Raw genomic sequence first — 23,235 nt, 5'->3', positions numbered from 1 at the left:
GGTATCAGGCTTGGTGAAGAGTACTAACTTTAACTAGTACCCTTTCTGGGTAGGTGTGCATCAACCGCTATGCGTTCGAGAGCTTGCGAAACCGTAAAATACGATCGCGGGCATTCTAAAATCCTTTTGCTCAATAGGTTTCTTGCTTTGATCCTTTAAATAATCGCGCCATATCCACAATAATCGCGCTAGCACGTCACTCCCACTTTTGCTTACGATATTGGCCGGGAGGGATGCCCACTATACGTTTAAACATACGAATAAAATTCGAATAATCGTTAAAGCCGGCCATTTGGCAAGCATCTGTAACATTATGACCATCATGCAGCAGTTTTTTGGCTCGCGAAATTCGCTTCATTAAGATGTAGGAATGGATGGTGCTGCCTGTGCTTTGCCGGAAAAGCCGGCTTAAATAGTAGCGATTCATAAAAACCTGTTTTTCCAAGGTCTCCAAGGTCAAATCATGGTCGAGGTGATGGTCAATATAATCGAGGACAGAAGCGAGCTTCTCTGGAACGGCAGATGACGAAAGTGGTGCCAAATTATGCCGAAAGGCGCGGTTCAGCAGCACAAGCATCTCAATAAAATAGGCTGTCAACAACAAGCCGGATTCCTCGGAAGGGAGCAGCTGCAAGGCATCAATCCGTTTGTGTAAAGCCAGCAGCTCCTCCAATTGATCGGGATGCAGCTGGATTTTATTATGCTCGCCAGGAGCGCGATTCGTAAAACAGTCGAGCAGTCCATAATGAAATACGGAATCAAAGGGCTGGACAAGCTCTGGGTCAAAATGAATGACAATATTTTCATAAGGTGCATCCGAGCGAAATGTGGATTTGTGCAACTCCCGGTTGTTAATAATAAGCAGGTCGGCATAAGCCATCGGATACACCTTTTTCTCGATCAAAAAATGCACGTCCCCCGATATAAAGAAATATACCTCGTAGCGGTCGTGTAAATGAAATTCCATTTTGGGAGGCTGCATTAAATGCTTATGGTTATACTGCAGCTGGGGTGTCGTATACCGGATATCGAAATTCAAAGCGAGAACCTCCATTAAAAAGCTATCATCTATGAAAAAAGTCAAAAAAAGCAAGAAAGACGACAATTGACGCAATGTATTAGTTTTTATTATACTGCATTATAGAGCTAACTTTAATGATATGTTCAAGCTATGAGCGAAGGCGTATCCAATCCTATGAAATAAGGTGATTCGATTGACAGCATTAGGTACAGCTATTATTGGTCTCGGTTCCATTTCGGGCGTGCATTTGAAAGCTTTGGCAGGCCTTGAGCTGGCGCAATTGAAAGCGGTTGTAGATATTAATGAAGCTTTAGCCAAAAAAGTTGCTGAAGAGTATGGCTGCGATTATTACACAGACTATAAAGAGATGCTGAAACGCGAAGATATCCAAGTGGTTCATTTGTGCACGGCGCATTATTTGCATTCCCCAATGACGATTGATGCTTTGAAGGCGGGCAAGCACGTGCTAACTGAAAAGCCAATGGCTGAAAACCTGGAATCCGCACACAAGATGCTGCAAACTGCCGCGGAGCTTCCAGAAGTGCAATTGGGCGTTATTTTTCAAAATCGCTACAATGCCCCTTCCCGTAGAATGAAGCAAGCTGTTGATTCCGGCGAGTATGGCAAGCTGGTGTGCTTGAAGGGCTTGGTTACCTGGAATCGTACGTCGGCTTATTATGAAACGGAATGGAAAGGCAAGTGGGCAACAGAAGGCGGCGGCGTACTGATCAACCAATCAATTCACACGGTGGATTTGCTGCAATGGCTGGGCGGCGAAATCGCCTTCGTTAAAGGCTCGATCTCCACGGATTCGTTGGAGGGCATCATTGAAGTAGAAGATTCAGCACATGCTTACATTTCATTCAAAAGTGGAGCTACAGCGGTCTTTTATGCAACTAATGCTTATGGGCGCAATTCACCAGTCGAGGTGGAGCTTGTGTTCGAGCAAGCCACACTGCTACAACGTGGAGATACGCTGTATTTGGAGCAGGATGGCAAGCTTACCATTCTGGAAGAGCCTGTGGCTAACACCATGGGTGAGAAATCGTACTGGGGCATGAGCCACGAATTGCAAATTCGCGATTTTTATGAGCATCTGCTGGCAGGTAAGCCATTCTGGATTGACGGTCCTGAAGGCTATAATGGCTTCCGTCTTGTTATGGATATTTATGAATCCTCACGGACAGGCCAAAAGGTTGTTTATAGCGGGACAGAGGTCGTTGTGTAAGCAGCTACAACTTATAGGAAATGGGGCAGGACTTCGGTTCTGCTCTTTTTGGTATGCCCAGGCTTGCCGAACCTCTCACCTGCACAGTTACAGTTCTTCAACGGAGTAGTATATAATAACCTACATACGAGAGATGCCGAATGGAGAGGGTAGCTACATGCTGTTTATAGATAATAAGGGAATTACAGATCCTGCCATCAATCTTGCCTTGGAGGAGTACGTGCTGCGCAATTTACCACTGGATGAGAGCTGCTTGCTATTTTATATCAACAAACCATCCATTATTATTGGCAAAAACCAGAATACGGTCGAAGAAATTAATGCGGATTATGTGAAGCAGCACGATATCCAAATTGTGCGCCGTTTATCAGGAGGTGGAGCCGTGTATCACGATTATGGGAATTTGAATTACAGCATCCTGACCAAGGATGATGGGCAATCCTTTCATAATTTTGGCAAATTCACCAAGCCTGTTACGGATGCATTGAATAAAATCGGTGTCGAGGCAACGCTTACCGGACGTAATGATATTCAGGTCGGTGAACGTAAAATTTCCGGCAATGCGCAATTTTTCTCCAAGGGGCGTATGTTCACGCATGGTACGCTTTTGTTTGATTCTCAGCTGGCACAGGTAGCATCTGCCTTGAATGTAAAGCCGATGAAAATTCAATCGAAATCGACGAAATCGGTTCGTTCACGAGTCGCTAATATATCGGAGTTTCTGCCTGAGCCGATGACGATTGAGAAGTTTAGCGAGATAATAAAAGCTGAAGTGTTCCAATGTGATCCACAGGATATTCCCGTGTATCCAATGACAGAGGACGAATGGGCTAGTGTATATCGTTTGGCTGATGAGCAATACCGCAGCTGGGAATGGAATTATGGCAAGTCGCCCAAAAGTAATATTGAAAATGCGTTCAAATTTGCATCCGGCATTATCGATGTGCGTTTGCAGGTGGAGGAAGGGTACATCCACCATATACGAATGCTTGGCGATTATTTTGGTGCTTACGATGTAGCCGAGCTTGAAGAACTTCTGGTTGGCGTGCGCTATGAGGAGGTTGAGCTGCGCAGCATGCTTGCGAAGGTTGACCTCAGCAAATATTTCGGAGCCATTACAGCGGAGGAGCTTCTTGCTTTACTGCTGCTCCAGGAAATTCCTGCTGCGAATTAAGTGTGCTGGGTCAAGTTGAAGCATGAAGCCGCGGGGCTGTGGAAGACTCTGTATGAATGCCAAGCGAAGTTAACACCAACCCAATGCCAAACGGCCTAAACCTTTATGACTTAAGGTTTAGGCTTTTTTTACAGCTGCTCCCGCATGCTATATTCATATACGCATTGGGCTTCATCGAGGTTTTGGCTTTAAACACCCGATCGAAATACGTGATATCTCTATCCTACATGAAAATGGGCAAAGAGGGTCAAGTATCACCGCAGCTTGTTATAGAATTCAATAACCTTTGCCTCATATTCCTTCGCAAACTTGGCATGGGAACGTGCATGCTCTTTGCCGCTGGTTTGCCAAATTTCGAATTTATCCGGATGCTTCGCCCACATCGACTCACTGTTCAGATACGGAATTGAACCATCTTCTGAGCTGTGAATGAACAAAACGGGGCGTGGATAAACGCGGTCGACGGCGCTCAAAGCATCAACCTGGTCGGGATCTATCTTCGTTAAGGGCGGCAATATGGTCAAAATTAGTGGTGTATAAGGATAATTAGGCAGATGCGACCAGACCGGCAGGTTATCCTCTAAATAACGTGTCAGATGGTTGAATGGGCTATCCGCGACAACGCCCACAATATCTGGCTCCTCGGCTGCAGCAAGCAACGAGGTTGTGGCCCCCATCGAAAATCCGTGCAAAGCGATCCGCCCCGGATGGTTCGTGCGAACCCAATCGATAGCGCCTAACAGGTCATGCTTCTCCAAATAACCAACGGTCGTTAAGCTGCCGCCAGATTCACCTGAATTGCGGAAGTCGAACATCATGACATTAAAATCTTGCGCCACCAGCTCCTTAGCAAGCTTTAGCGCTTCGGCTCCACTATGCAGCCGGTTCTCCCTGTAGCCATGAGCCATAATGACGGTCAGCTTCTCTGGCGTCGATGGCGTTGCCGAGGGTAAAAACCAGCCGCTTAAGCGCACATCCTTGGTGCGGCTAGTAAATTCGATAGGCGTAAAAGCTAAGCCATGCTTGTCAGGGCTGTCCGTGAGCGCCTTGCGTGCCGGATGGGTCAGCTTCCACCCTACATAAGTAGAAACGCCAGCGCTGGTAAGGGCAAGAATTAGAATCAAAATAATAAAAGCCCACAGTACCCTCTTGAGGGGGAGGCGGGGGTGCGGAGCTCTGGATATTGTGGGAGTAGGTCGCATGGGCAAATTCCTTCCATAAAATAAGGTTGGCGTGGGTAGTAGGCCAGCATGGTGGACATTGAACGATCCATGATGGCGATTGGTTATCGGAAACGATGGTAAAGCAAGGAAATGGCTGCCGCAATAAGCAGCATGCCAGCCGCATAGATCTGTGAAGACATTGTGAAAAAAGCCGGGATCGCCACCAAGACGATTGACGCTAAATGAATAATCGAGCGCACGGTGCTTACGGAGCGATTTCGCAGCTGTGGAGCCAGCGGGTAAATATGCTGCCACAGATTTTCGCGATAATAGCGTTTGAGGTCTGCCAATTGAATCGCACTGAAGCAGGCAATTCCTGCGTATAACACTGCTATGAATATATTGTTGTCAAAGGCCAGCATCATGAAAAAACCGATCACGACAAAGCGGCAAGTAATCCCGAATAGCTCAGAGCGCAGCCAAACCAGTGTATATAAATACGAATACGCTCCCTTACGTTGAAACGGGATCAATCGAACAAGTCCGTTTAACCAGCGCATATTTCTTGCTTTGCCCTGCAGCTCGGGAACGTCGATAAACAGGTTGAGCATCCGGTAAATGCTTGCTTTATGGCGCAGCTCCATATCAATGAGCAGGCTCCAATGCACTTTATGCTGCCGCGGAAGGCGCAGCAGCCCGAGATAGCCAATCGAGCCTGCTGCCAAGAGGCCGATGCCGTAGGCTGGGTCCAGCGCGAACACCGCATACGTGAGTGCCGCGCATAGCGACCAGCGTAGCAGCATAAACCAGAGCCGTGTAGGCTGCTCCTGCAGCTGGAGCTCCGTCCACTTGCCGAACAGCATCACCTGCTTGAACACCAGCCATACGATGAGCATCAGCAGGAATAACCAGCCGCTTGATGGAGCGAGCTTGTGGTACATTGGCCAAACCAGCAGCCATGCTATGGTGACGAAGATGGCTTGAATGACGCCGGCACGGCGCATAGCGGATTGCAGGTAGGCGCTCATCGCCGATTCCTGCGGCAGCAGGAATAGCGTGTCCGCCAGCTGCAAATAGGTGCGCACCCGGCCGCCGCCCAAAATAATAAGCATGCAGGCGGTCGCCGCCAGCTGCCAAGGGAATTCCGGCGTTACCCATTGCAGGAACTGCCGGTAGCCGAAGGAAAAGAGTAGAAACCCGATACCAGCAGCGATGGCTATACTTTGCAATGCGTAATGCAGGTAGGGTCGGATTTCCTTCATAAATTCCGCTTGGCGGCGGTAGTACAAGGCTTTCGTATCCATCATCGCGGCTCGCCCCTTGTAACCAACTCGTAAAAGAGGTCGTCCAAGGAAGCCCCAGGCAGTCCAGCCTCTGCCTGCAACGCTTCGACAGGCCCCGAGGCAATCAGCTTACCTTGGTGCAGCACGAGAAAGCGGTCGCAGTAACGCTCAATCGTAGCCAAAATATGCGAGCTGATCAGTATAGACGCGCCGCTTTGCTTCACGCTAACCAGTAGCTCCAGCAAGGAGCGCATGCTGAGCGGATCGAGCCCCAGGAAAGGCTCATCGATGATGTACAGCTCAGGTTGTACAAGAAAGGCGCACAGGATCATCACCTTTTGGCGCATCCCCTTGGATAAGTGCGAGGACAGCCGTTCTTTGTAGGTGTCCATCTGAAACTGCTTAAGCAATACCTCAGCCCGCTGCTCATAGTCAGCCCGCTCCAAGCCGTAAGCCATCGCGGCCATCTCCATATGCTCACGAACATTTAATTCCTCATATAATAGTGGACTTTCGGGCACATACGCAAAGGTTTGGCGGTATTGCTCCTGCGAGTTGGCTAACGTCTGGCCCTTAAGGCGAATTTCTCCTTCATGGGGAAGCATCAAGCCAAGGATATGCTTAATGGTCGTGCTTTTGCCTGCCCCGTTTAAGCCGATTAAGCCAATCATCTCTCCCGGCTGCACATGAAAGCTTAAGTTATGCAGCACAGGCTGCAAGCGGCTGTAGCCGCCAGTAATGCCATCCACTTCGAGAATCGGCCTCATATATGTAAATGTCCTCCCTTGAAATCGGTATCTCTTAAGCTTAGCGGAAATAACAACGAATTTCCACTTAAACCAAGGAATTGGTTCTAAATTGCCTATACCGATAGTCAAGTGGCAAGCATTCTACAGGCTAGCTCATTAACGATCTTTCAGAAAAGGCTGCAGCTTGGATCAAATTGCTCATGGATCCTAGTTTTCTTTTTCTTGATCCTGCCCTGATCTTACCCTTGATCTTACCCTTGATCTTGCTCTTGCTCTTGATCTTGCCCTTGATCTTGCCCTTGATCTTGCCCTTGATCTTGCCCTTGATCTTGCCCTTGATCTTGCCCTTGCTCTTGCTCTTGCTCTTGCCCTTGCCCTTGATCCTGCTCTTGATCCTGCTCCTGCTCTTGATCCTTTCCTTGGCTAGACCCGCTACTTTGCGCTTCATTTTCTTGTATGATCTGGTCCGCTTGCTTATCCTTCTCATCTAGAAGCTTCTTCATTTGCTCCTTCTCCGCTTTCCGAACCTTCTCGGCCTCGTCAAATTTATATTGCTTAATTTCCTTGTACATCTTCAACTGTTCCTTAAGCTCAGAGTCGATTGATTTGCCTGGCGCTTGCTGTTGATCAGTCGATTGCCCCTTAGAGGTACCCGGCTGCTGCGGCTCGGAACCCTTGTTGCCACAGCCTGCCGTTGTCAGCAGAAGTAATCCAAAAACGAGAACATGAACGATGGTTTTCACCTAATATCAGCTCCTTAAATAACAGAATTAGTAGTAGGTTATCCGTTTAACTGGCAGAACATTAATTTTTGAAAATAAATTGATTTATTGTATACAACTGAATACAATATAAGAATAGGTTATGGAAAAGGAGTGAGCTTTGTTATGGCAGAAACGTATCGCAAATCTAAGATTGAACACTACTTAGAACGGCTGCAAGTACGCAAACAGGCTTTGACCGCGCAGCTTGAGATGCAGGGCATGGAGCAATCTCAAGAATTCATCCGCGGGCAGCTCTCTGCTACGGATCTCATTATTCGTGAAATTTGGATGGAGTTCGGGCTGCTGGGTCAAGCGTGCGAAGGAGGGGTTGAGGTTGTCATCAAAACCGATCCCAAGTAATTCAGCAGGAATCATTACCCCGCAGCATTCCAGAGCAACACGTGTCCAATTAATCAAACGTGCTATTTTTATATTGCTAGGAGCAAGCCTCGTTGCTGTAGGCTTAGAAATATTTTTGGTTCCGAACAATATTATTGATGGTGGCGTTGTGGGCATTTCGATTATTTTGTCCCATCTCACCTCCGTTCCTTTGGGTATCTTCTTATTTGTGCTCAACCTGCCTTTCTTTTTTCTGGGTTATAAGCAAATCGGGAAAACCTTTGCCTTGTCCACAGTAGTTGGTGTTGCGGTGATGTCGATTGGCACAACGCTGCTGCACCCCGTTCCACCCCTGACGATTGACCCGCTGCTGGCGGCCGTATTTGGAGGCATGATACTAGGTGTTGGTGTTGGGATGGTGATCCGCTATGGGGGGTCGCTTGACGGTACGGAAATCGTAGCTATCCTCGTCAACAAAAAATCACCGTTTTCCGTTGGTGAGATCGTGATGTTTTTTAATCTATTTATACTGGCTAGCGCTGGCTTCGTCTTTGGCTGGGACCACGCTATGTACTCATTAATTGCTTATTATATAGCGTTTAAAATGATCGACATTACAATAGAAGGCTTTGATGAGTCCAAGTCCGTCTGGATCATAAGTGATTCCTACCGGGAAATTGGCGAAGCGATCCTTGACCGTCTGGGTCGGGGGGTTACTTATTTAAATGGCGAAGGCGGCTTTACAGGCGGAGAGAAACGAGTTATCTTTTGCGTCATCACCCGTTTGGAGGAAGCCAAGATGAAGTCGATTGTAGAGGACTATGACCCAAAAGCCTTTTTGGCAGTAGGCAATATCCATGATGTCAAGGGCGGGCGTTTTAAAAAGAAAGATATCCATTAAGCAGAAATAATAAGCAGAAGTAAACAGAAGCGGGCTAAGTTAGTAGTATTTGCATAGAGTGGTTGGTCTACAATAGAGGGTATGGTATACTTTTCCTGAAAAGTTACCCTATCCTTATTTTGCTGGAGGTCTCATGGAATCAAATTGTGTTGTACAACTACGTAATGTGTCCAAACGGATTGGGTCCAAAACGATCATTGATCGTCTGTCTTTTGATGTGCAGCCAGGTGAGGTCTTTGGCTTTCTGGGACCTAATGGTGCAGGCAAAACAACGACCATTCGGATGATCGTGGGGCTGATGTCCACAACCGAGGGTGAAATATTGGTTAAAGGCCACAATATAAAGCAGGATTTCGAACAAGCGATGAGGCATGTGGGAGCGATTGTTGAAAATCCCGAATTTTATAAATTTTTGAGTGGATATCAGAATTTGCAGCATTTTGCCCGAATGATCCCTGGAATTACGGAAGAACGGCTACAGGAAGTTATTGCCTTGGTCAAGCTCGACTATCGGATTCATGATAAAGTGAAAACGTATTCGCTTGGGATGCGCCAGCGCCTTGGAGTGGCGCAAGCTATTTTGCACCGTCCGTCCGTGCTCATATTGGACGAGCCGACGAATGGTCTGGATCCGGAAGGGATCCGCGAGCTACGTGATTATTTGCGGAAGCTTTCCAGGGAGGAAGGGCTCGCTGTCATCGTATCCAGCCATTTGCTCTCGGAGATGGAGCTGATGTGTGACCGGGTAGCCATTATTCAGAATGGCAAGCTACTTGATGTGCGCTCCTTCAAAGAGATGCAATCCGAAGCTGGGAGAGTCGAGGTTCAATTCGATGTCGACCTTCTCGATGCTGCGGCGCAAGCTGCGGAGGATTTGGTAGGCAATCAGGCTATCCAGCAGCTGCCTGCTAAGCCTGAAGCCCCGAATACACAGTCGCTGGCTTCCGGTTCACTTGACCTTGCCGAAGCAGCTGGCGGCATCCTGACTGTAACCTTAACCGAAGGGCGGGAGCAAATCGCCGAGTTGAACGCTCAACTTGTCCGTGCAGGTGTAAGAGTCTATGGGATTCGGATACACAACAAATCTCTTGAGGACCAATTCCTTGAAATAACAAGGGGGAACCAAATTGTCTAACTTCCTTAGTCTTTTGCAAAATGAACAGATGAAAATATACAGCCGTGTCCGTACATGGGTGATGCTGGGCATAGTAGTGTTGGTTGTTTTATTATGGGCAATTATGCTGAAATACGTAATGGAAACCGGCTTGAACAGTATGGTTTCGTTCGTATCCATGAGCACCAGCTTGACAGCGCTAGTGTTTATCTTCTCGGTAATCGTCGCAGGGGATAGCGTGGCCTCGGAATTTACTTGGGGAACGGTTAAGCTGCTGCTGATCCGCCCTGCGACAAGGTCAAAAATATTAGCATCCAAATATGTATCGGTTGTTTTATTCTTGATCACGCTCATGTTATTGTTGTTGATCAGCTCTTACTTTATCGGGCTTTTATTTTTTGGACTGGGCGGTCTGATGCCAGAGCAGGATTCATATACAGCCATACTGAAAAGCTATGGCTTTAAAAGCATTGATTTGCTTATGTCAGTCAGTTTGGCTTTTATGATCTCGGCGGCTTTTCGCAGTAGCTCTTTAGCAATCGGGCTATCGATCTTTCTGATGTTTTCCTCCAGTACACTTATTTTTGTGCTTGCCGAATTCAAATACACCTGGGTGAAATATTTGTTGTTCGCGAATACGGATTTATCCGTCTATATGTCCAGTAGTGCAGCCAATGATATGGCGGGTGGCCATCCGCTGGTGGCTGGGATGACCTTAGGTTTTTCGATCGCCGTATTAGTTGCTTACTGGGTCGTATTTTATGCAATCTCCTGGCTGCTTTTTACAAAACGGGATATCGCCGGATAAGAACCATACTGCATAGAAAAGTAAGAAAGCTATACATGAACATGTTGTAAAGCAGCACAGTAATTAGCACAGCCAAGCGTAGAAGCGAAAAGAAGTCAATTCGCTTCTACGCTTGGCTGTATGTGTATGGATGAAGAGCTTGCCGAATATATACTATTATCGAACCTAAATGGAGCTTGGGTGGAAGAGATAAGGGCGGAGCTGTGGGTCGAACGGGAGAAAGAGGAGATAGAACCTATATGATTGAAAAAATTATCATCATATCGATACTGACTTTTATTATCCATGCTGTAGAAACGTTATCTTATGGAGTTCGTTTGGCGGGTGTGAGAACAGGCAAGCTGGCGATCGCTTTATCACTTACGGGGATGATCGTCTTGGTTTCGCGAACCTCGAATTTGGGTCAAGCCCCTATGATGGGCAAGATTGCTGATTATGCCAGGCAACATCCCGAATTCTCCTTTGAAGCTGTGCTTCATATTTTTATTGCTGCCGCTTCTTTAGGCACTCTGTTTGCCATAGTGCTCATTCCAACGGCAATCAGGCTGTCAGTGAGGATGATCAGCCATCTGGAGGAAGCGGGCTCGCTTCCGCGGCTGATTCGCGAATCGGTCTCGATTCGCAAGCTGAAGTATGCCAAGCATCATGTCCAGCTGCCTAGCTGGGAGATGCTGTCGAGACTGCGCATCGGCGGCGTGCCCAAGCGTTTGTTAGTGCTTAACACGCTTGTAACCGGCATCTATACAGTAGGGGTGTTAGCCGCACTTTATGCCTCCTTTTTGCTGCCGGAGTTCAGTGTTACCGCCTCGCAATCGTCTGGCCTGATTAACGGCGTAGCAACAATCTTGATGACGATCCTGGTAGATCCGCAGGTGGCGCTGCTAACGGATCGGGCCATGAACGGCAATGAAAGCATGGCACAAATTAATAAAATGTATGGGCTGCTCATGTTCTCGCGTTTTTTTGGCACCGTGCTTGCCCAGCTTTTACTGCTGCCTGGAACGTACCTCATTACGAAGGCAGTCCCGTTTTGGTAAAAATAATTAAGCTTATCGGTAATATTCGCATCGCCGCAGCAACGGAGAAAGCGGCCGCAAGCAGTGAGCAAATGGCTGCGGCCGCCCTATCGTTGGCTATATGGGCAGAGGGTTGAATTCCGCTGTCGAGATGTTTAAGCTTGGCCAATAATCAGCAGTTTCAGCTTAGTATTGAGCTTATTAAGCGTCTATACCCGCAATTACATCGGCGCTAATTTGATCCAGCTGCTTTAATTCATCCTCCGTCAGTTTAACATCAACAGCACGCGTATTTTCGGCTAAATGCTTTTCGTTTTGCGTGCCAACAATGGCGGAAGTTAATACAGGCTGGTGCAGCAGCCAGCTAATCGCAATTTCCGATAAGGAAACCTGCTTTTGCTCGGCCAAGCTTTTTAATACATCAATTAATGGCTGCTCCTGCTTCAGATGCTCAGGGAAAAACAGCCGTCTTTCTTTGCGGAAGTCCGTATCATTGACAACTGCCTTGCCATTGTGGAACACGCCGGTAAGGATACCTTTGGCAATAGAGCTGTAACTCATAATCCCGATGGAATGCTCCTCACAGTAAGGGACAATTTCCGCTTCAATACCGCGGTGCAGCAGGCTGTATTCCGGTTGGATGACATCAATGCGTCCATGCTTCATCGCTTCTTGTAGCTGGTTAATGGAGAAGTTGGATGCGCCAATTGCACGAATAAGCCCTTCTTCCTTAAGCTTGTTTAATTCCGACATCGTGTCACTGATCGGAATATCATCATTGGGCCAGTGGATATAGTAAATATCCATATAATCCACACGCAGGTGCTTTAAGCTGGTTTCTGCTGATTTACGTAAATCAGCAGGGTTCAGGTGGCTTCTGGAAACCTTCGAAGCAATCACGCATTCTTTTCGCTTGCCCTCCAGAGCTTGTCCGACAATTTGCTCGGAATGCCCTTGTCCATAGCCTTCTGCCGTATCAAAGGTATGGATGCCCAATTCAAAAGCCTTTTGGATCGCACGAATATTAACCTCATCGCTTTGTTTATCCCATTGACCTCCGCCAAGCTCCCAGCACCCGAACGTAATTTCCGAAACCTGGATGTCGGTCTTCCCTAATTGTCTATATTTCATTTTAGCTACCTCCTGGAAGTTTGCTTCTACAAACTGAAATGTTAGGCTCGGTTACTCCGCCGCGATTCCGCGGATTTCCGCTAACGTAGACTCATCTAGAGTTACATATACAGCGGGTAACACGCTCAAAATATGGCTTGGCTTACGAACCCCAACCAGCGCACTGGTGAGAGCGGGATGCGCCAAGACGTAAGCGATTGCGAGCTGCGGAAGGGTAAGATCGTAGCGGGCAGCAATACCTAGCAGCTTATTGGCTCTGTCGACATTTTTTCTCAAGCCCTCGCCTGTGTGGGCGGCATTGCGTGAACGCCAGTCACCCTCATCGAATTTCGTGTCATATGTATAATTGCCGGATAGAAGCCCTGAAGTAAGTGGGCTATAAGCAACAACACCAATACCATGGCTTAGGCAGAATGGCAATAGCTCTTGCTCCACCTTCGGCCGAAGGATCGAATAGGGAGGCTGTAAAGAGTCTACATGCCTGACTGTAAGGGACTGCTCCAACAAAGGAATATCATAGTTGCTCACTCCGGCATAACGTACTTTGCCATCTTGGATCAGCTTGTCCATCGCCCGCATCGTTTCCTCGGCAGGTGCCTGCGTGTCGGTATCCGGCCAATGCATTTGATATAAATCGATATAATCGGTACCTAATCTCCGCAAGGAAGCCTCGGCTTCACGAATGATGGAATCGTAGGTTCCGTTTTTGGAAATTTTTTTGGCCTCGTCCCAGACCATCCCGCATTTGGTTGCCAGCACGACTTTATCACGGTCTCCCTTTAAAGCTTTTCCGATAATTTCTTCGGAATATCCAAGCCCATAAACCGCTGCTGTATCGTAAAAGGTTACTCCTGCATCCAATGCTGCACGTACACTGTCATGGGACAGTTGGTCATCTTGGTCACCCCATGCACTAGCCCATCCTGAACCTCCAATTGCCCAAGAACCAAAGCCAATCACTGATATTTCTGGACCATTTTTTCCAAGCTTGCGATACTTCACTATTCTTCTCTCCTTTACTAGGGTCTCAGGCTTATTATAAACAAACCCCATCCATTAAGGAAGAACTGTGCTTAAGGTCAGCTAGTTACCTAGACGTTATCTAAGGCATTCACTTTGCGCCCAGTAGTTTATTGGCTTCACGAACCACATTAAACCTGCTGTCATCCGATACCGTATACCCACGATGTGTAAATAGCTCATAAAGAAGCTGCTGGTATTGCGAATCTTTACCGATAGCTATGAAAGCGTCAGCGATTTTATTGCGCCATTCCTCGCTCATATCATGGCGTACGCTGATAGTATCTGTTGGAATCAAGGTATCGAAGTAAATCATACGTGTTTTGGCATATACGTCAGGATCCCCCTTGGATACCTTCAATAATGCTTCTTGGAACACGATGGCTGCATCAACCTCGTTGTGCAACACAGCTAGCACGGCCTTATCCTGGCCTTTAACAATGATGCTCCTAACATCCTTTTCAAGGTCAATATTTTTTTTCCTCAGCTCCATATAGGGATATATATAATCGGCGGAGGCGGATATATCGAGCCAGGCAATTTTTTTGCCTTTGAGGTCTTCCACCGTCTTAATCGGCGAATCGGCGTTTACGACAACGACCGATTGGTAGGTATTAACAAGCATCGATTTGTCTACTTGTGCGGTTAGGCTATTGAATCCATAGCGGCTAGCCTGCAGCAGCAAATCGGCGGTTTTTTTCTCATCATGGGCTAGCACGTAGCTGGTCGGCGTCAAGAAGCCGATATCTGTCTTTTTAGCTGCTATCGCATCGACGATTGCGCTATGGGCGTTGGCAACTTTTATTTTCACCGGTATGCCCAGCCTTTGGGTAAGAGGTTTTTCCAGCTGCTTTGCTTTGGCTTCGATCGTCTCGCTGCTGGTGAGTGGTACGAATTGCACGTCTAGCTCCTTAGGCATGTATACTTTGGCTACAGGTGCAGGAGCAGGCGTAGGTGTTGGTACAGGAGTTGCGACAGGTGCTGCTGGTGGCGGCGGTGTTGCTCCGGTGCAGCCTGTTGCTAGTCCTGCCGCCAGAAGGAAGGATAAGCTTATTGTTGCAAGGGCTCTAAACATGGATGGCCTCCTTGTGTGCATAGAATACAACCTGGTTCTACTATAGCATAACGGGTCTGAACATAATCGTTCTGAAACATATCGTTACCTTGAAGCGCGTGGGTTAACTTTGTTATAGTTAGGTTAATAATGAAATTACAGGAAAAGTCGTAGTGTAGATGAGTGGGAAGGATTGATGAATAATGGACAGCGACAGGACATATTCGATCACAATCTTGCAGACCAGCGATCTTCATGGTTATATGTTACCTATTCAATATGCCAATAATGAGCCCAGCGAGATCGGCTTTGCCAAGCTGGCTACGATCATACATAAACAGAGAGCGGAGCATGCAGCCGTCATCCTGATTGATAATGGGGACTTGATTCAAGGGACTCCTCTGGCTTACCACCATGCTCGCGTTAATCCGGCTTCCCTCAATCCGATGGTTAGCTGCCTGAATGAATTGTTGTATGATGGTGCGGTTATTGGCAACCATGAGTTTAACTATGGGCAAGCTTTATTAAACAAGGCGGTGGAGGAATCAGCATTTCCCTGGCTAAGCGCCAATATAGTAGATGCTGAGAGTGGAGCTCCCTTTTTCGGCCAGCCTTATATCTTAAAAAGCTTTCCTAATGGTCCGGTTGTAGCTGTGCTAGGTTTGACGACCTCTTTTATTCCCCTTTGGGAAAAGGCGGAGCATATTGCAGGCCTGCGGTTCGACAATGTCGTGGATTCCGCCCGAAAATGGGTCGCTTATTTGCGTAACGAAAAGAAGGCTGATGTTATTGTTGTGTCCTACCATGGCGGATTTGAACGGGATCTAGATACAGGTAATCCCACTGAGCTATTGACCGGTGAAAATGTTGGGTATGCACTTTGCTATGAGGTGGAGGGCATAGATGTTTTGCTTACGGGCCATCAGCATCGGGCGATTGTTGACAAGCGCGTAAATGGGGTCATCGTCATGCAGCCTGGCAGCCAAGGGGCTTATCTGGGCAAGGTACAGCTTCAGATGGAGCATATGACAATAGGCTGGCGTGTGACGGGCTCAACCTCTGAGCTATTGTCTCCCGCAGCAGTTCAGCCAGCGGCTGAAGTATTGGCGATTCTACAGCCGCATGAAGCGTTAACGCAGAAATGGCTGGACCAACCCATTGGCAAGCTGCTCGGCGATATGAGAATTACAGATCCGATGGCACTACGGTTGAGGGAGCATCCCTTGATCGAATTTATCAATAAGGTACAGATGGATATATCCGGCGCTTCGATATCGAATACAGCTTTATTTGATAACATCTCGCTAGGGTTTCCGCCTGATATTACGATGCGTGATATTGTGTCTAACTATATTTATCCCAATACCCTGCAGGTCATACGAATTACAGGTCAAGATATTAAGGATGCGCTTGAGCGATCCGCCTCCTATTTCGCTACTTACGAGGGCGGTCCTGTGCGCGTCAGCGCCGCTTTTATAGAGCCGAAGCCACAGCATTATAACTATGATATGTGGGAAGGTATTGAATACAAATTGAATATATCCAGACCCGAAGGCGAGCGTGTTTCAGATCTGCGTTATAACGGGGAGCCCTGTGACATGTTGGCTGAGTATGAGGTTGCTATGAACAACTACAGAGCCGCTGGTGGCGGAAACTATACGATGTTTCAAGGGAAGCCGATTGTAAAGGATATTCCGACCGATATGTCTGAGCTACTTGCTGCCTATATTATGGAAAAGGGCACAATTGAAGCAGCTTTGAATAGCAACTGGGAGGTGATCTGGGAGTAACAAGGGCTTCAACAACGCCTATAAGGAAACATTCGCCCTGTCCTTGCGAATGTTCCCTTATAGGCGTTTGTACAATAAAGCCCATCCCAAAGCACATTATGCAAAGCGCTGTCCGCTGATCAAAAGGTTTTTTTCACATTAATGCTTTACTAAAGTAACGCATTAATGTATTATCGTAATGTAGTGATTATTTATTAAGGAGCTGGAACATTTGACAGATCATACACAAATCGAGCCGCGCCGAGCGCTGCAAAGCATTAAACCGTATACGCCGGGTAAACCGATTTGGGAGGTGCAACGGGAGCTTGGGCTGGTTAAGGTTGTGAAATTAGCATCGAATGAGAATCCGCTAGGCGCTTCACCGCTAGGGGTTAAAGCCGCCCAAGACTATTTGGCAGAAATTCACCGTTACCCGGATGCCAATGCCTTGGATGTGAAGCAAGCTATTGCCCGAAAGCTGGATTTGCAGCTACAGCAGCTTATTGTGACCAATGGCGGGGATGAGCTGATCTCGCTAATTTCGGAAGCGTTTCTGGAGCCGGAGGATGAGATCATCGTTCCATCTCCGTCCTTCACAGAATATATATTTGGCGCTCGCCTGATGGATGCCGGAGTGGTGGACGTTCCGTTAAATCAGGATTTTGCTTATGATATTGAAGCTATTTTATCTGCAGTTACAGAAAAGACGAAGATTGTATACATTTGTACACCCAATAACCCAACAGGCACTTACCTGCCAAAGCAAGATATGGAGCGGCTTCTCTCTGCTCTGCCCGCTAGGGTTTTGATTGTGGTTGATGCCGCATATAGCCATTTTGCCACCGCAGCGGATTATACGGATGGGCTTGAGTATGTGCGAGCTGGTTATCCGGTTGTTGTCCTCCAAACCTTTTCCAAAATATATGGGCTCGCCGGCCTGCGTATTGGCTTTGGTGCTGCTCCTGAAGCGATCATCCGTCATATTGTTAAAGTCAAAGAACCATTTAACGTAAACGCATTGGCGCAGGCAGCCGCAGCGGCGGCGATTACAGATGATCAGCATGTCCAGTCCTCCAGCCAGCTTAATACGGCGGGTAGAGAGCGGTTATATAACGCTCTTTCGTTGATGGGCTTTTCCTTTACGGAAAGCATGGCTAATTTTGTATTGGTTGAGCTAGGTGCCCAAGCCAAAACGTATTATGAACAGCTGCTCGCCCAAGGCGTAGTGGTGCGCTATGGGGACATATGGGGGCTTCCGCAGCATGTAAGAATTACGATTGGAACCACGGAGGAGAATGAGTTCCTGATCCAAGCGCTCCAGAGCCTATTGCCGAAGTAAGTTTTCAACGAAAACTCTTAGTGCAACCCTTGACCCGCTTATAGTATGATCGAAACGTAGTTTTATTTTGATCAGAGAACCTGGAGGGATTATGCAATGAGTCTTTTACTTTGGCCAAATGGTACACCGAATAAACTAGGGGAGGACGCGGAAGACAAGCCTACACTTGTGCCTTATTTAGTTGAGGGAGCAGCTCCCTCAGCAGCGGTCGTTGTATGTCCGGGTGGCGGCTACCAACGCCGTGCTGAGCATGAGGGTGAACCGATCGCCTTGTGGTTGAATTCATTGGGGGTTTCAGCGTTTGTTGTCCATTATCGAGTTGCGCCTTACCAGCACCCCAATCCGTTGTCCGATGCCCAACGTGCGATTCGGATCGTCCGCAGCCGGGCACAGGAGTGGAATATCGATCCCGCCCGTGTCGGGATTCTTGGCTTCTCGGCTGGTGGCCACTTAGCCTCCTCCAGCGGTACTCATTACGATAAAGGCCAAGCGGATGCAGAAGATCCGATTGAGCGGGAGAGCAGCCGGCCCGATTTGCTCGTATTATGTTATCCCGTGATCAGCTTTGTTGCCAATGCCCATATGGGCTCGCGAGCAAACCTGCTTGGTGATCCCGCCGATCCGCAGCTTGTCGAGCTTATGTCCAGTGAGCAGCAAGTTACTCCCGAGACTCCACCTACCTTTCTTTGGCACACTGCAGACGATGCGGCGGTTCCAGTTGAGAACAGCCTGATGTTTGCTTCCGCACTCAGCCGCAATAAAGTACCCTTCGAGCTACATGTTTACGAAAGCGGGCGCCATGGATTAGGATTGGGTACTGAGGTGGTTGGTGTTCGGGCATGGACGGATGCTTGCGCGATATGGTTGGCCAAACAAGGGTTTTGAGCGGACAAGGTCATATTCCTGCATACACAGCTAGAACTTACAGAACTTACTCTGCTAGGCAGGAGGAATTCCATGTACCAATATATCAGCCAGCAGTATGAGGAAAAGGATTTCAGCCACGCCGACCAAAGGGAAGGCGAATTGGACCACTGCACATTCACACGCTGCCGATTCAAGGGGACGCATCTGGAGGAGGTTACGACTACCGGCTGCCATTTTATCGAATGTGATTTCACAGGTGCGCTGCTGAACGCTTCGATTCATACCGGCTCGGCTTTCACGAATTGTCGATTCCAAGGGTCTAACCTGTTCGTAACCAAGTTCGTGGCTTGCAAAATGGTCGGCTCCGATTTCACGGGAGCGCAGCTGGATGGCATCACACTTCAAGGTGGGGACTGGTCTTACACCAATCTCCGCAGAGCTAACTTGTCCAAGCAGGATCTAAGAGGAATTCGGTTTGTAGAAGCTGATTTATACGAAGCTATTTTGGAAAAAGCCATCCTAAAAGACGCAGATCTCACAAGAGCGCATTTGGCCAAGGCAAGGCTGAAGGGCGCTGACCTGCGGGGAGCGAAGATGGACGGTGTGGATTTCAAGTCGCTGGATGTCAAGGATGCACGGATGGATATCCAGCAGGCGGTTGCTTTTATACGTTCTTATGGGGCTATCGTCAATTAGGATAGAATCATTATAATTATTTAATAGCTTGAGGGCAGCCTTTTAATATGCGTTAATAGATAGTGTAGCAGGCCTGCTAACGTACCAATGAAAGGAGTGATCGTGAAAATGATTCTACAACCTGAGGTGGTCTCTGCGTAAGCAGGGATTGCCATAATGACGGGGAGGCTATAGGCCTCCCTGTATAATTTAACCGCTAAAGCTCTGTATGCGTTAAGGGTGGTACCCGCTAAAACTAGGGTGGACATTTAAAGCGTACATATTGTATAATTTTGTATGTATGAATAAGGATCATGAATCCAAGACGAAGGGAGTGGCGTGCGATGGTTGAAGGCACTGTAAGTAGAGGGGTTTGGCTGAACTGAATAAGCATTTTCTCCATCACCGTCACCTGACGTCGTAAACATGAACCATGACATATAAGGACACCCAGGCACGATACGGCAGATCGTGTTTTTTTGTTTTCATTGATAAAAAAAAACGCGGCAGACACCTACGAAGTCATTTTTCTGTGAAAATTCGGTAGATGCTTGCACAGCAAGATATACATCAACTAGGTATAAATTTGCGAAATGAGTTTTCTATGAAAACTTTTAGGAGGTGTGAAGATGAAAATGCTTATCTCTTTCTCGGCGGCGCTTGCAATTAAAGCACGGAAGGAGGATTTCATCGATGGGGTACAAAAACGGAAGGGATTTTCTTCCCGCTAGCCTGCTCAAGCAACTGCAGGACTATATACAGGGCGAGATTATCTATATACCGAAAAAAGAACAAACGCGCGCAGGCTGGGGCGAGAACAATGGCACACGCCAAACCATTCAGCGGCGTAATTTCGAAATATATAGATTGTATGAGAACGGTTCAACCGTTCCAGAATTGATTCAAACCTATCATTTGTCTGAGGATAGTATTCGTAAAATTATCGTCAAGACCCGCAGTGTTGCTGCTGGCCAGCATTAGCTGGGTAAACGAAATATCTCAGGGCTTCAGCGTCTACTGCTGCTAAGCCCTTTTGGAAGTGGGGCGCCAGTCTTCCCGCTCTGACTTTTTAATAATCTCTGTCATACGGAGAACCACTGCATTGGATTCTTCTTCGCCAAACTCTTCCTTTAGTTGCTCGAAGGTCAGATTATCCTTCAATAATTTGCGGGATACGTTGGAATCTTTGTACCAAGCCTCGGTTATAGCAAATAATCCTTCCTTTTTTAACCAAGCCTCATGGTAATAATGCTCAGCTTCTTCAATCATTTTCATAGACATATAATAGGCCATTATGGGCATACGAGGATCGGACAGGCGCTGGCTCATCACAGAGCCGGACGAAACGGGTTGTCCAAAGGTTACACAGGTTGAAACTTTTTTAATAATTTGGTTAATTTTATCCATTTTACGTCTCCTTTACTAGTTCTAATGATCTATCGAAAATAAAGTATATATTAGAATGAAGCTGTTTCTAATAATATCATAGTTCTTACGACATAAAAATAGTTATTTTTGCCTATATACAAAAAGAAGTTTATCTTATGTTTTTAACATAGTCATATAAAAAAATGGTATAATGATTTTTATCGTATGTTTGAAACCAAGGAGAATACCCGAATGTCCAAGTATAACATTTTAATGGCTGATGATGAAGTGGCGCTACGGTTTTTATTAACAGAAACTTTGGCGGATGAAGGGTACAATATTACTGAAGCTGAAGATGGCAAGGAAGCATTGGATTATATTAAAGTCAATACGTATGACTTAATTATTCTGGATTATATGATGCCTGAGTTTACGGGTGTGGAAGTATGCGAGTGGTTGCGTAACAATGACAACCCGAATCAAGGGGCTCCCGTTATTTTGTTAACAGCCAAGGCACTGGATAAGGATCGTGAACGGGCAAAGGCTGCGGGCGTCAGCACTTATATCGTAAAGCCGTTTAGCCCACTGCAGCTTGTGGATACGGTGCAACAATTAATTGAAAGCTAATGGCCAAAGAAATTTGGTATTTATTAAGATAATGACTGGATGTGAAAGGTCTTGCGGCAAACTACACCAGAGGAACGCATACGTAGAGAAGAACGATTGATGAAGGAAGGCCGAAGAAAATATATGGTGGTCCTTCGAACGCAGCTTGAACAGCTTGCTGAACTAAGCTCTATGGAGGAAGACCAAACTACTCTGGATACTGCTCTTCGATTATACCGGCTTGTGCATACCTTAAAGGGCAGTGCTCCTATGTTTGGCTTCATCCGGATTGGAACGATTGCTGAAAAGCTGGTTCGTCTCTGGGAATGGGCCCAAGACAAAGAACAAACAGTCCCCAAAGATATTTCGATTAAAGGCGAATTTCAAACAGCGCTTATGGGCAGCTCCACCTTGATGCAGCAGCTGTCTATGGAGCTTGATATCTATGAGCAAGAGTATGACCTGGACGAGCAGCAAGAGCAGATCGTGAAGCATGCTCCTGCAATCGCTTTAGGCAGCAGGCTGCTTGTTATCGATGACGACGAGGTTTTACGCTCGTATTTGGTTCGACGCTTTAAGATTGAAGGATATGAAGTCGATGAAGCAAACGATGTACCAAACGCCCAAAAGCTACTTCGGGAATATACATACGATTTGATTTTATTAGATTTGATGATGCACCCCCAATCGGGCTATGAGCTTTTTGAATTCGTTAAGGAAGATCCTACATTAAAGTGGGTGCCGTTAGTCGTGCTTTCCGGTCGCAGCCATATCCATGATAAGGTGCGTTGCTTTTATTTGGGTGCCGATGATTTTATTACCAAGCCCTTCCAATATGAAGAGCTAAGTGCTCGTATATATAGCCTGCTGAAAAGAACCAAAGACTTCGAGCAAATGGCTTTTCGAGATCCTTTGACTGGTGTATATAACCGACGATTTTTTGACCACCAGATCCAAGTGGAGCTGCAACGTGTCGCGCGGTATCCGGCATCGATGTCCTTGGTATTTATCGATATCGATCGCTTCAAATCGATTAATGATACCTATGGACACCACATTGGCGATTTAGTACTGCAAGGCTTGGCACATTTGCTGCAAAACCATTTGCGGACAACGGATATGCTGGCCCGCTTCGGCGGCGAAGAGTTTGTTATTGTACTTCCTGGAACCTCAGGACCGGAAGCGGTACGATGGATTGAATCCGTGCTTGAACACGCACGTGTCGGCCCTGTCGCCCAGAATGAAGGACAGCCTTTTCATATTACGTTTTCGGCGGGTGTTTGTGAGTGGTCCAAGGAAATGACCGTAGAGGAATGGATTAAATACTCGGATGATGCGATGTATGCAGCCAAACAAAAAGGCAGGAATGGTGTCCTGCTCTATAGCAAGGGCATGTCTGCGGTTGTGGCTCCTGAGCTGGTTCCGTTAAAGGAACGACGCAAAACTATCCTCATTGCTGATGATGATCGAATTCTTCGTTCAATTCTTATATCGAAGCTGCAGCATCTGCCGGTCGACTTTTTGGAGGCTGTTGACGGAGAGGATGCTTATGCGATCTTAACAAAACAGCCGGTGGACTTGTGCATCTTAGATGGATTGATGCCAAAGCTGGACGGCTTCGAAATGCTAGAAAGAATGAAGGAGGAATCCTCCAAGCCGGAGAGCCTTCGCATCCTGATGCTGTCTGGTCGCAGCCGGGAGGAAGACTTGACCCGAGGGCTCCAATTAGGGGTCGATACTTATATGCATAAGCCATTTTCGATGGTGGAGCTTGAAGTTAAAGTTAAGCAGCAGCTCGAGCTGACATAATCCTAATAAGCACTTTGTCTCTTAAATGAAGAGACAG

The 23,235-nt window shown here is 47.1% G+C and carries 24 protein-coding genes; 15 read left to right on the top strand and 9 right to left on the bottom strand.

Annotation, left to right across the window (positions count from 1 at the left end; all coding sequences use genetic code 11):
- Positions 1 to 196: 196 nt before the first annotated feature.
- Positions 197 to 1,039: a helix-turn-helix domain-containing protein gene (locus G9U52_RS05850; RefSeq protein ID WP_243767164.1), complete on the bottom strand. Its 843-nt coding sequence runs from the start codon at positions 1,037 to 1,039 to the stop codon at positions 197 to 199.
- A gap of 175 nt (positions 1,040 to 1,214) precedes the next feature.
- On the opposite strand from G9U52_RS05850, the gene G9U52_RS05845 reads away from it, so the two are divergent.
- Both G9U52_RS05845 and lplA read left to right on the top strand, forming a co-directional pair.
- Positions 1,215 to 2,249, top strand: coding sequence for a Gfo/Idh/MocA family protein (locus tag G9U52_RS05845; protein ID WP_166147225.1), 1,035 nt, complete (start codon positions 1,215 to 1,217; stop codon positions 2,247 to 2,249).
- A gap of 157 nt (positions 2,250 to 2,406) precedes the next feature.
- Positions 2,407 to 3,423: a lipoate--protein ligase gene (lplA, locus tag G9U52_RS05840; protein ID WP_166147223.1), complete on the top strand. Its 1,017-nt coding sequence runs from the start codon at positions 2,407 to 2,409 to the stop codon at positions 3,421 to 3,423.
- Positions 3,424 to 3,677: 254 nt separating this feature from the next.
- Here lplA and G9U52_RS05835 read toward each other — a convergent pair whose 3' ends face one another.
- The 4 genes from G9U52_RS05835 to G9U52_RS05820 all read right to left on the bottom strand — a co-directional run bounded on the left by G9U52_RS05835 (position 3,678) and on the right by G9U52_RS05820 (position 7,361).
- The gene (locus G9U52_RS05835) at positions 3,678 to 4,547 is read right to left on the bottom strand and encodes an alpha/beta hydrolase (protein ID WP_243767163.1); all 870 of its coding nucleotides are present in this window, start codon (positions 4,545 to 4,547) and stop codon (positions 3,678 to 3,680) included.
- A gap of 161 nt (positions 4,548 to 4,708) precedes the next feature.
- Complete coding sequence (locus G9U52_RS05830; RefSeq protein WP_166147218.1) at positions 4,709 to 5,893, bottom strand: ABC transporter permease; 1,185 nt, start codon at positions 5,891 to 5,893, stop codon at positions 4,709 to 4,711.
- The gene (locus tag G9U52_RS05825) at positions 5,890 to 6,636 is read right to left on the bottom strand and encodes an ABC transporter ATP-binding protein (RefSeq protein WP_166147216.1); all 747 of its coding nucleotides are present in this window, start codon (positions 6,634 to 6,636) and stop codon (positions 5,890 to 5,892) included. Before G9U52_RS05825 ends, G9U52_RS05830 begins: the two co-directional genes overlap by 4 nt.
- Before the next feature lie 233 nt (positions 6,637 to 6,869).
- Entirely contained in the window at positions 6,870 to 7,361 is a 492-nt protein-coding gene (locus tag G9U52_RS05820) for a hypothetical protein (RefSeq protein WP_166147214.1), read from the bottom strand.
- Positions 7,362 to 7,505: 144 nt separating this feature from the next.
- Between G9U52_RS05820 and G9U52_RS05815 the strand changes: the two genes are divergently transcribed.
- The 6 genes from G9U52_RS05815 to G9U52_RS40805 all read left to right on the top strand — a co-directional run bounded on the left by G9U52_RS05815 (position 7,506) and on the right by G9U52_RS40805 (position 11,697).
- On the top strand, positions 7,506 to 7,742 hold the full coding sequence (locus G9U52_RS05815; protein ID WP_166147212.1) for a hypothetical protein: 237 nt from the start codon (positions 7,506 to 7,508) through the stop codon (positions 7,740 to 7,742).
- Positions 7,743 to 7,752: 10 nt separating this feature from the next.
- Complete coding sequence (locus G9U52_RS05810) at positions 7,753 to 8,622, top strand: YitT family protein (RefSeq protein WP_311764819.1); 870 nt, start codon at positions 7,753 to 7,755, stop codon at positions 8,620 to 8,622.
- Between the two features lie 133 nt (positions 8,623 to 8,755).
- Positions 8,756 to 9,757, top strand: coding sequence for an ABC transporter ATP-binding protein (locus tag G9U52_RS05805; protein ID WP_166147208.1), 1,002 nt, complete (start codon positions 8,756 to 8,758; stop codon positions 9,755 to 9,757).
- A complete protein-coding gene (locus G9U52_RS05800; RefSeq protein WP_166147206.1) occupies positions 9,750 to 10,544 on the top strand; it encodes an ABC transporter permease in 795 nt (264 codons plus the stop codon). The genes G9U52_RS05805 and G9U52_RS05800 overlap by 8 nt, the downstream gene beginning before the upstream one ends.
- A 239-nt stretch (positions 10,545 to 10,783) precedes the next feature.
- Positions 10,784 to 11,581, top strand: a complete 798-nt coding sequence (locus G9U52_RS05795; protein WP_207952818.1) for a lipid II flippase Amj family protein — start codon at positions 10,784 to 10,786, stop codon at positions 11,579 to 11,581.
- The gene (locus tag G9U52_RS40805; RefSeq protein WP_279538554.1) at positions 11,575 to 11,697 is read left to right on the top strand and encodes a hypothetical protein; all 123 of its coding nucleotides are present in this window, start codon (positions 11,575 to 11,577) and stop codon (positions 11,695 to 11,697) included. Before G9U52_RS05795 ends, G9U52_RS40805 begins: the two co-directional genes overlap by 7 nt.
- Before the next feature lie 64 nt (positions 11,698 to 11,761).
- On the opposite strand, the gene G9U52_RS05790 is transcribed toward G9U52_RS40805, so the two are convergent.
- From G9U52_RS05790 to phnD, 3 genes are all read right to left on the bottom strand, one after another.
- Positions 11,762 to 12,691 carry an aldo/keto reductase gene (locus G9U52_RS05790; protein ID WP_166147203.1) on the bottom strand — a complete coding sequence of 310 codons (930 nt, stop codon included), beginning with the start codon at positions 12,689 to 12,691 and terminating at the stop codon, positions 11,762 to 11,764.
- A 51-nt stretch (positions 12,692 to 12,742) separates the two neighbouring features.
- Positions 12,743 to 13,693 carry an aldo/keto reductase gene (locus tag G9U52_RS05785; protein ID WP_166147201.1) on the bottom strand — a complete coding sequence of 317 codons (951 nt, stop codon included), beginning with the start codon at positions 13,691 to 13,693 and terminating at the stop codon, positions 12,743 to 12,745.
- A 109-nt stretch (positions 13,694 to 13,802) separates the two neighbouring features.
- Positions 13,803 to 14,786 carry a phosphate/phosphite/phosphonate ABC transporter substrate-binding protein gene (phnD, locus tag G9U52_RS05780; protein ID WP_166147198.1) on the bottom strand — a complete coding sequence of 328 codons (984 nt, stop codon included), beginning with the start codon at positions 14,784 to 14,786 and terminating at the stop codon, positions 13,803 to 13,805.
- 182 nt (positions 14,787 to 14,968) lie between these two features.
- Between phnD and G9U52_RS05775 the strand changes: the two genes are divergently transcribed.
- The 5 genes from G9U52_RS05775 (at position 14,969) to G9U52_RS05755 (ending at position 20,396) form a co-directional block, all read left to right on the top strand.
- Positions 14,969 to 16,555 carry a bifunctional metallophosphatase/5'-nucleotidase gene (locus G9U52_RS05775; RefSeq protein WP_166147196.1) on the top strand — a complete coding sequence of 529 codons (1,587 nt, stop codon included), beginning with the start codon at positions 14,969 to 14,971 and terminating at the stop codon, positions 16,553 to 16,555.
- A gap of 211 nt (positions 16,556 to 16,766) precedes the next feature.
- Positions 16,767 to 17,873, top strand: coding sequence for a histidinol-phosphate transaminase (gene hisC / locus G9U52_RS05770; protein WP_166147194.1), 1,107 nt, complete (start codon positions 16,767 to 16,769; stop codon positions 17,871 to 17,873).
- A gap of 96 nt (positions 17,874 to 17,969) precedes the next feature.
- Positions 17,970 to 18,758: an alpha/beta hydrolase gene (locus G9U52_RS05765; RefSeq protein ID WP_166147192.1), complete on the top strand. Its 789-nt coding sequence runs from the start codon at positions 17,970 to 17,972 to the stop codon at positions 18,756 to 18,758.
- A 72-nt stretch (positions 18,759 to 18,830) separates the two neighbouring features.
- A complete protein-coding gene (locus G9U52_RS05760) occupies positions 18,831 to 19,436 on the top strand; it encodes a pentapeptide repeat-containing protein (protein WP_166147190.1) in 606 nt (201 codons plus the stop codon).
- Positions 19,437 to 20,108: 672 nt separating this feature from the next.
- Positions 20,109 to 20,396 (top strand): CD3324 family protein, encoded by a 288-nt coding sequence (locus tag G9U52_RS05755; RefSeq protein ID WP_166147187.1) that lies wholly within the window; start codon positions 20,109 to 20,111, stop codon positions 20,394 to 20,396.
- 42 nt (positions 20,397 to 20,438) lie between these two features.
- On the opposite strand, the gene G9U52_RS05750 is transcribed toward G9U52_RS05755, so the two are convergent.
- Positions 20,439 to 20,822 carry a hypothetical protein gene (locus G9U52_RS05750; protein WP_166147185.1) on the bottom strand — a complete coding sequence of 128 codons (384 nt, stop codon included), beginning with the start codon at positions 20,820 to 20,822 and terminating at the stop codon, positions 20,439 to 20,441.
- Between the two features lie 213 nt (positions 20,823 to 21,035).
- Between G9U52_RS05750 and G9U52_RS05745 the strand changes: the two genes are divergently transcribed.
- Both G9U52_RS05745 and G9U52_RS05740 read left to right on the top strand, forming a co-directional pair.
- Positions 21,036 to 21,410, top strand: a complete 375-nt coding sequence (locus G9U52_RS05745) for a response regulator (protein WP_166147183.1) — start codon at positions 21,036 to 21,038, stop codon at positions 21,408 to 21,410.
- A 51-nt stretch (positions 21,411 to 21,461) separates the two neighbouring features.
- Positions 21,462 to 23,198 (top strand): diguanylate cyclase, encoded by a 1,737-nt coding sequence (locus G9U52_RS05740; protein WP_243767161.1) that lies wholly within the window; start codon positions 21,462 to 21,464, stop codon positions 23,196 to 23,198.
- Positions 23,199 to 23,235 lie beyond the last annotated feature (37 nt).

The sequence above is a fragment of the Paenibacillus agricola genome, assembly GCF_011440305.1.
Classification (GTDB): domain Bacteria; phylum Bacillota; class Bacilli; order Paenibacillales; family NBRC-103111; genus Paenibacillus_S; species Paenibacillus_S agricola.
Note: the sequence above shows the minus strand (reverse complement) of the source record. Positions and strands in the feature narration are given on the sequence as shown.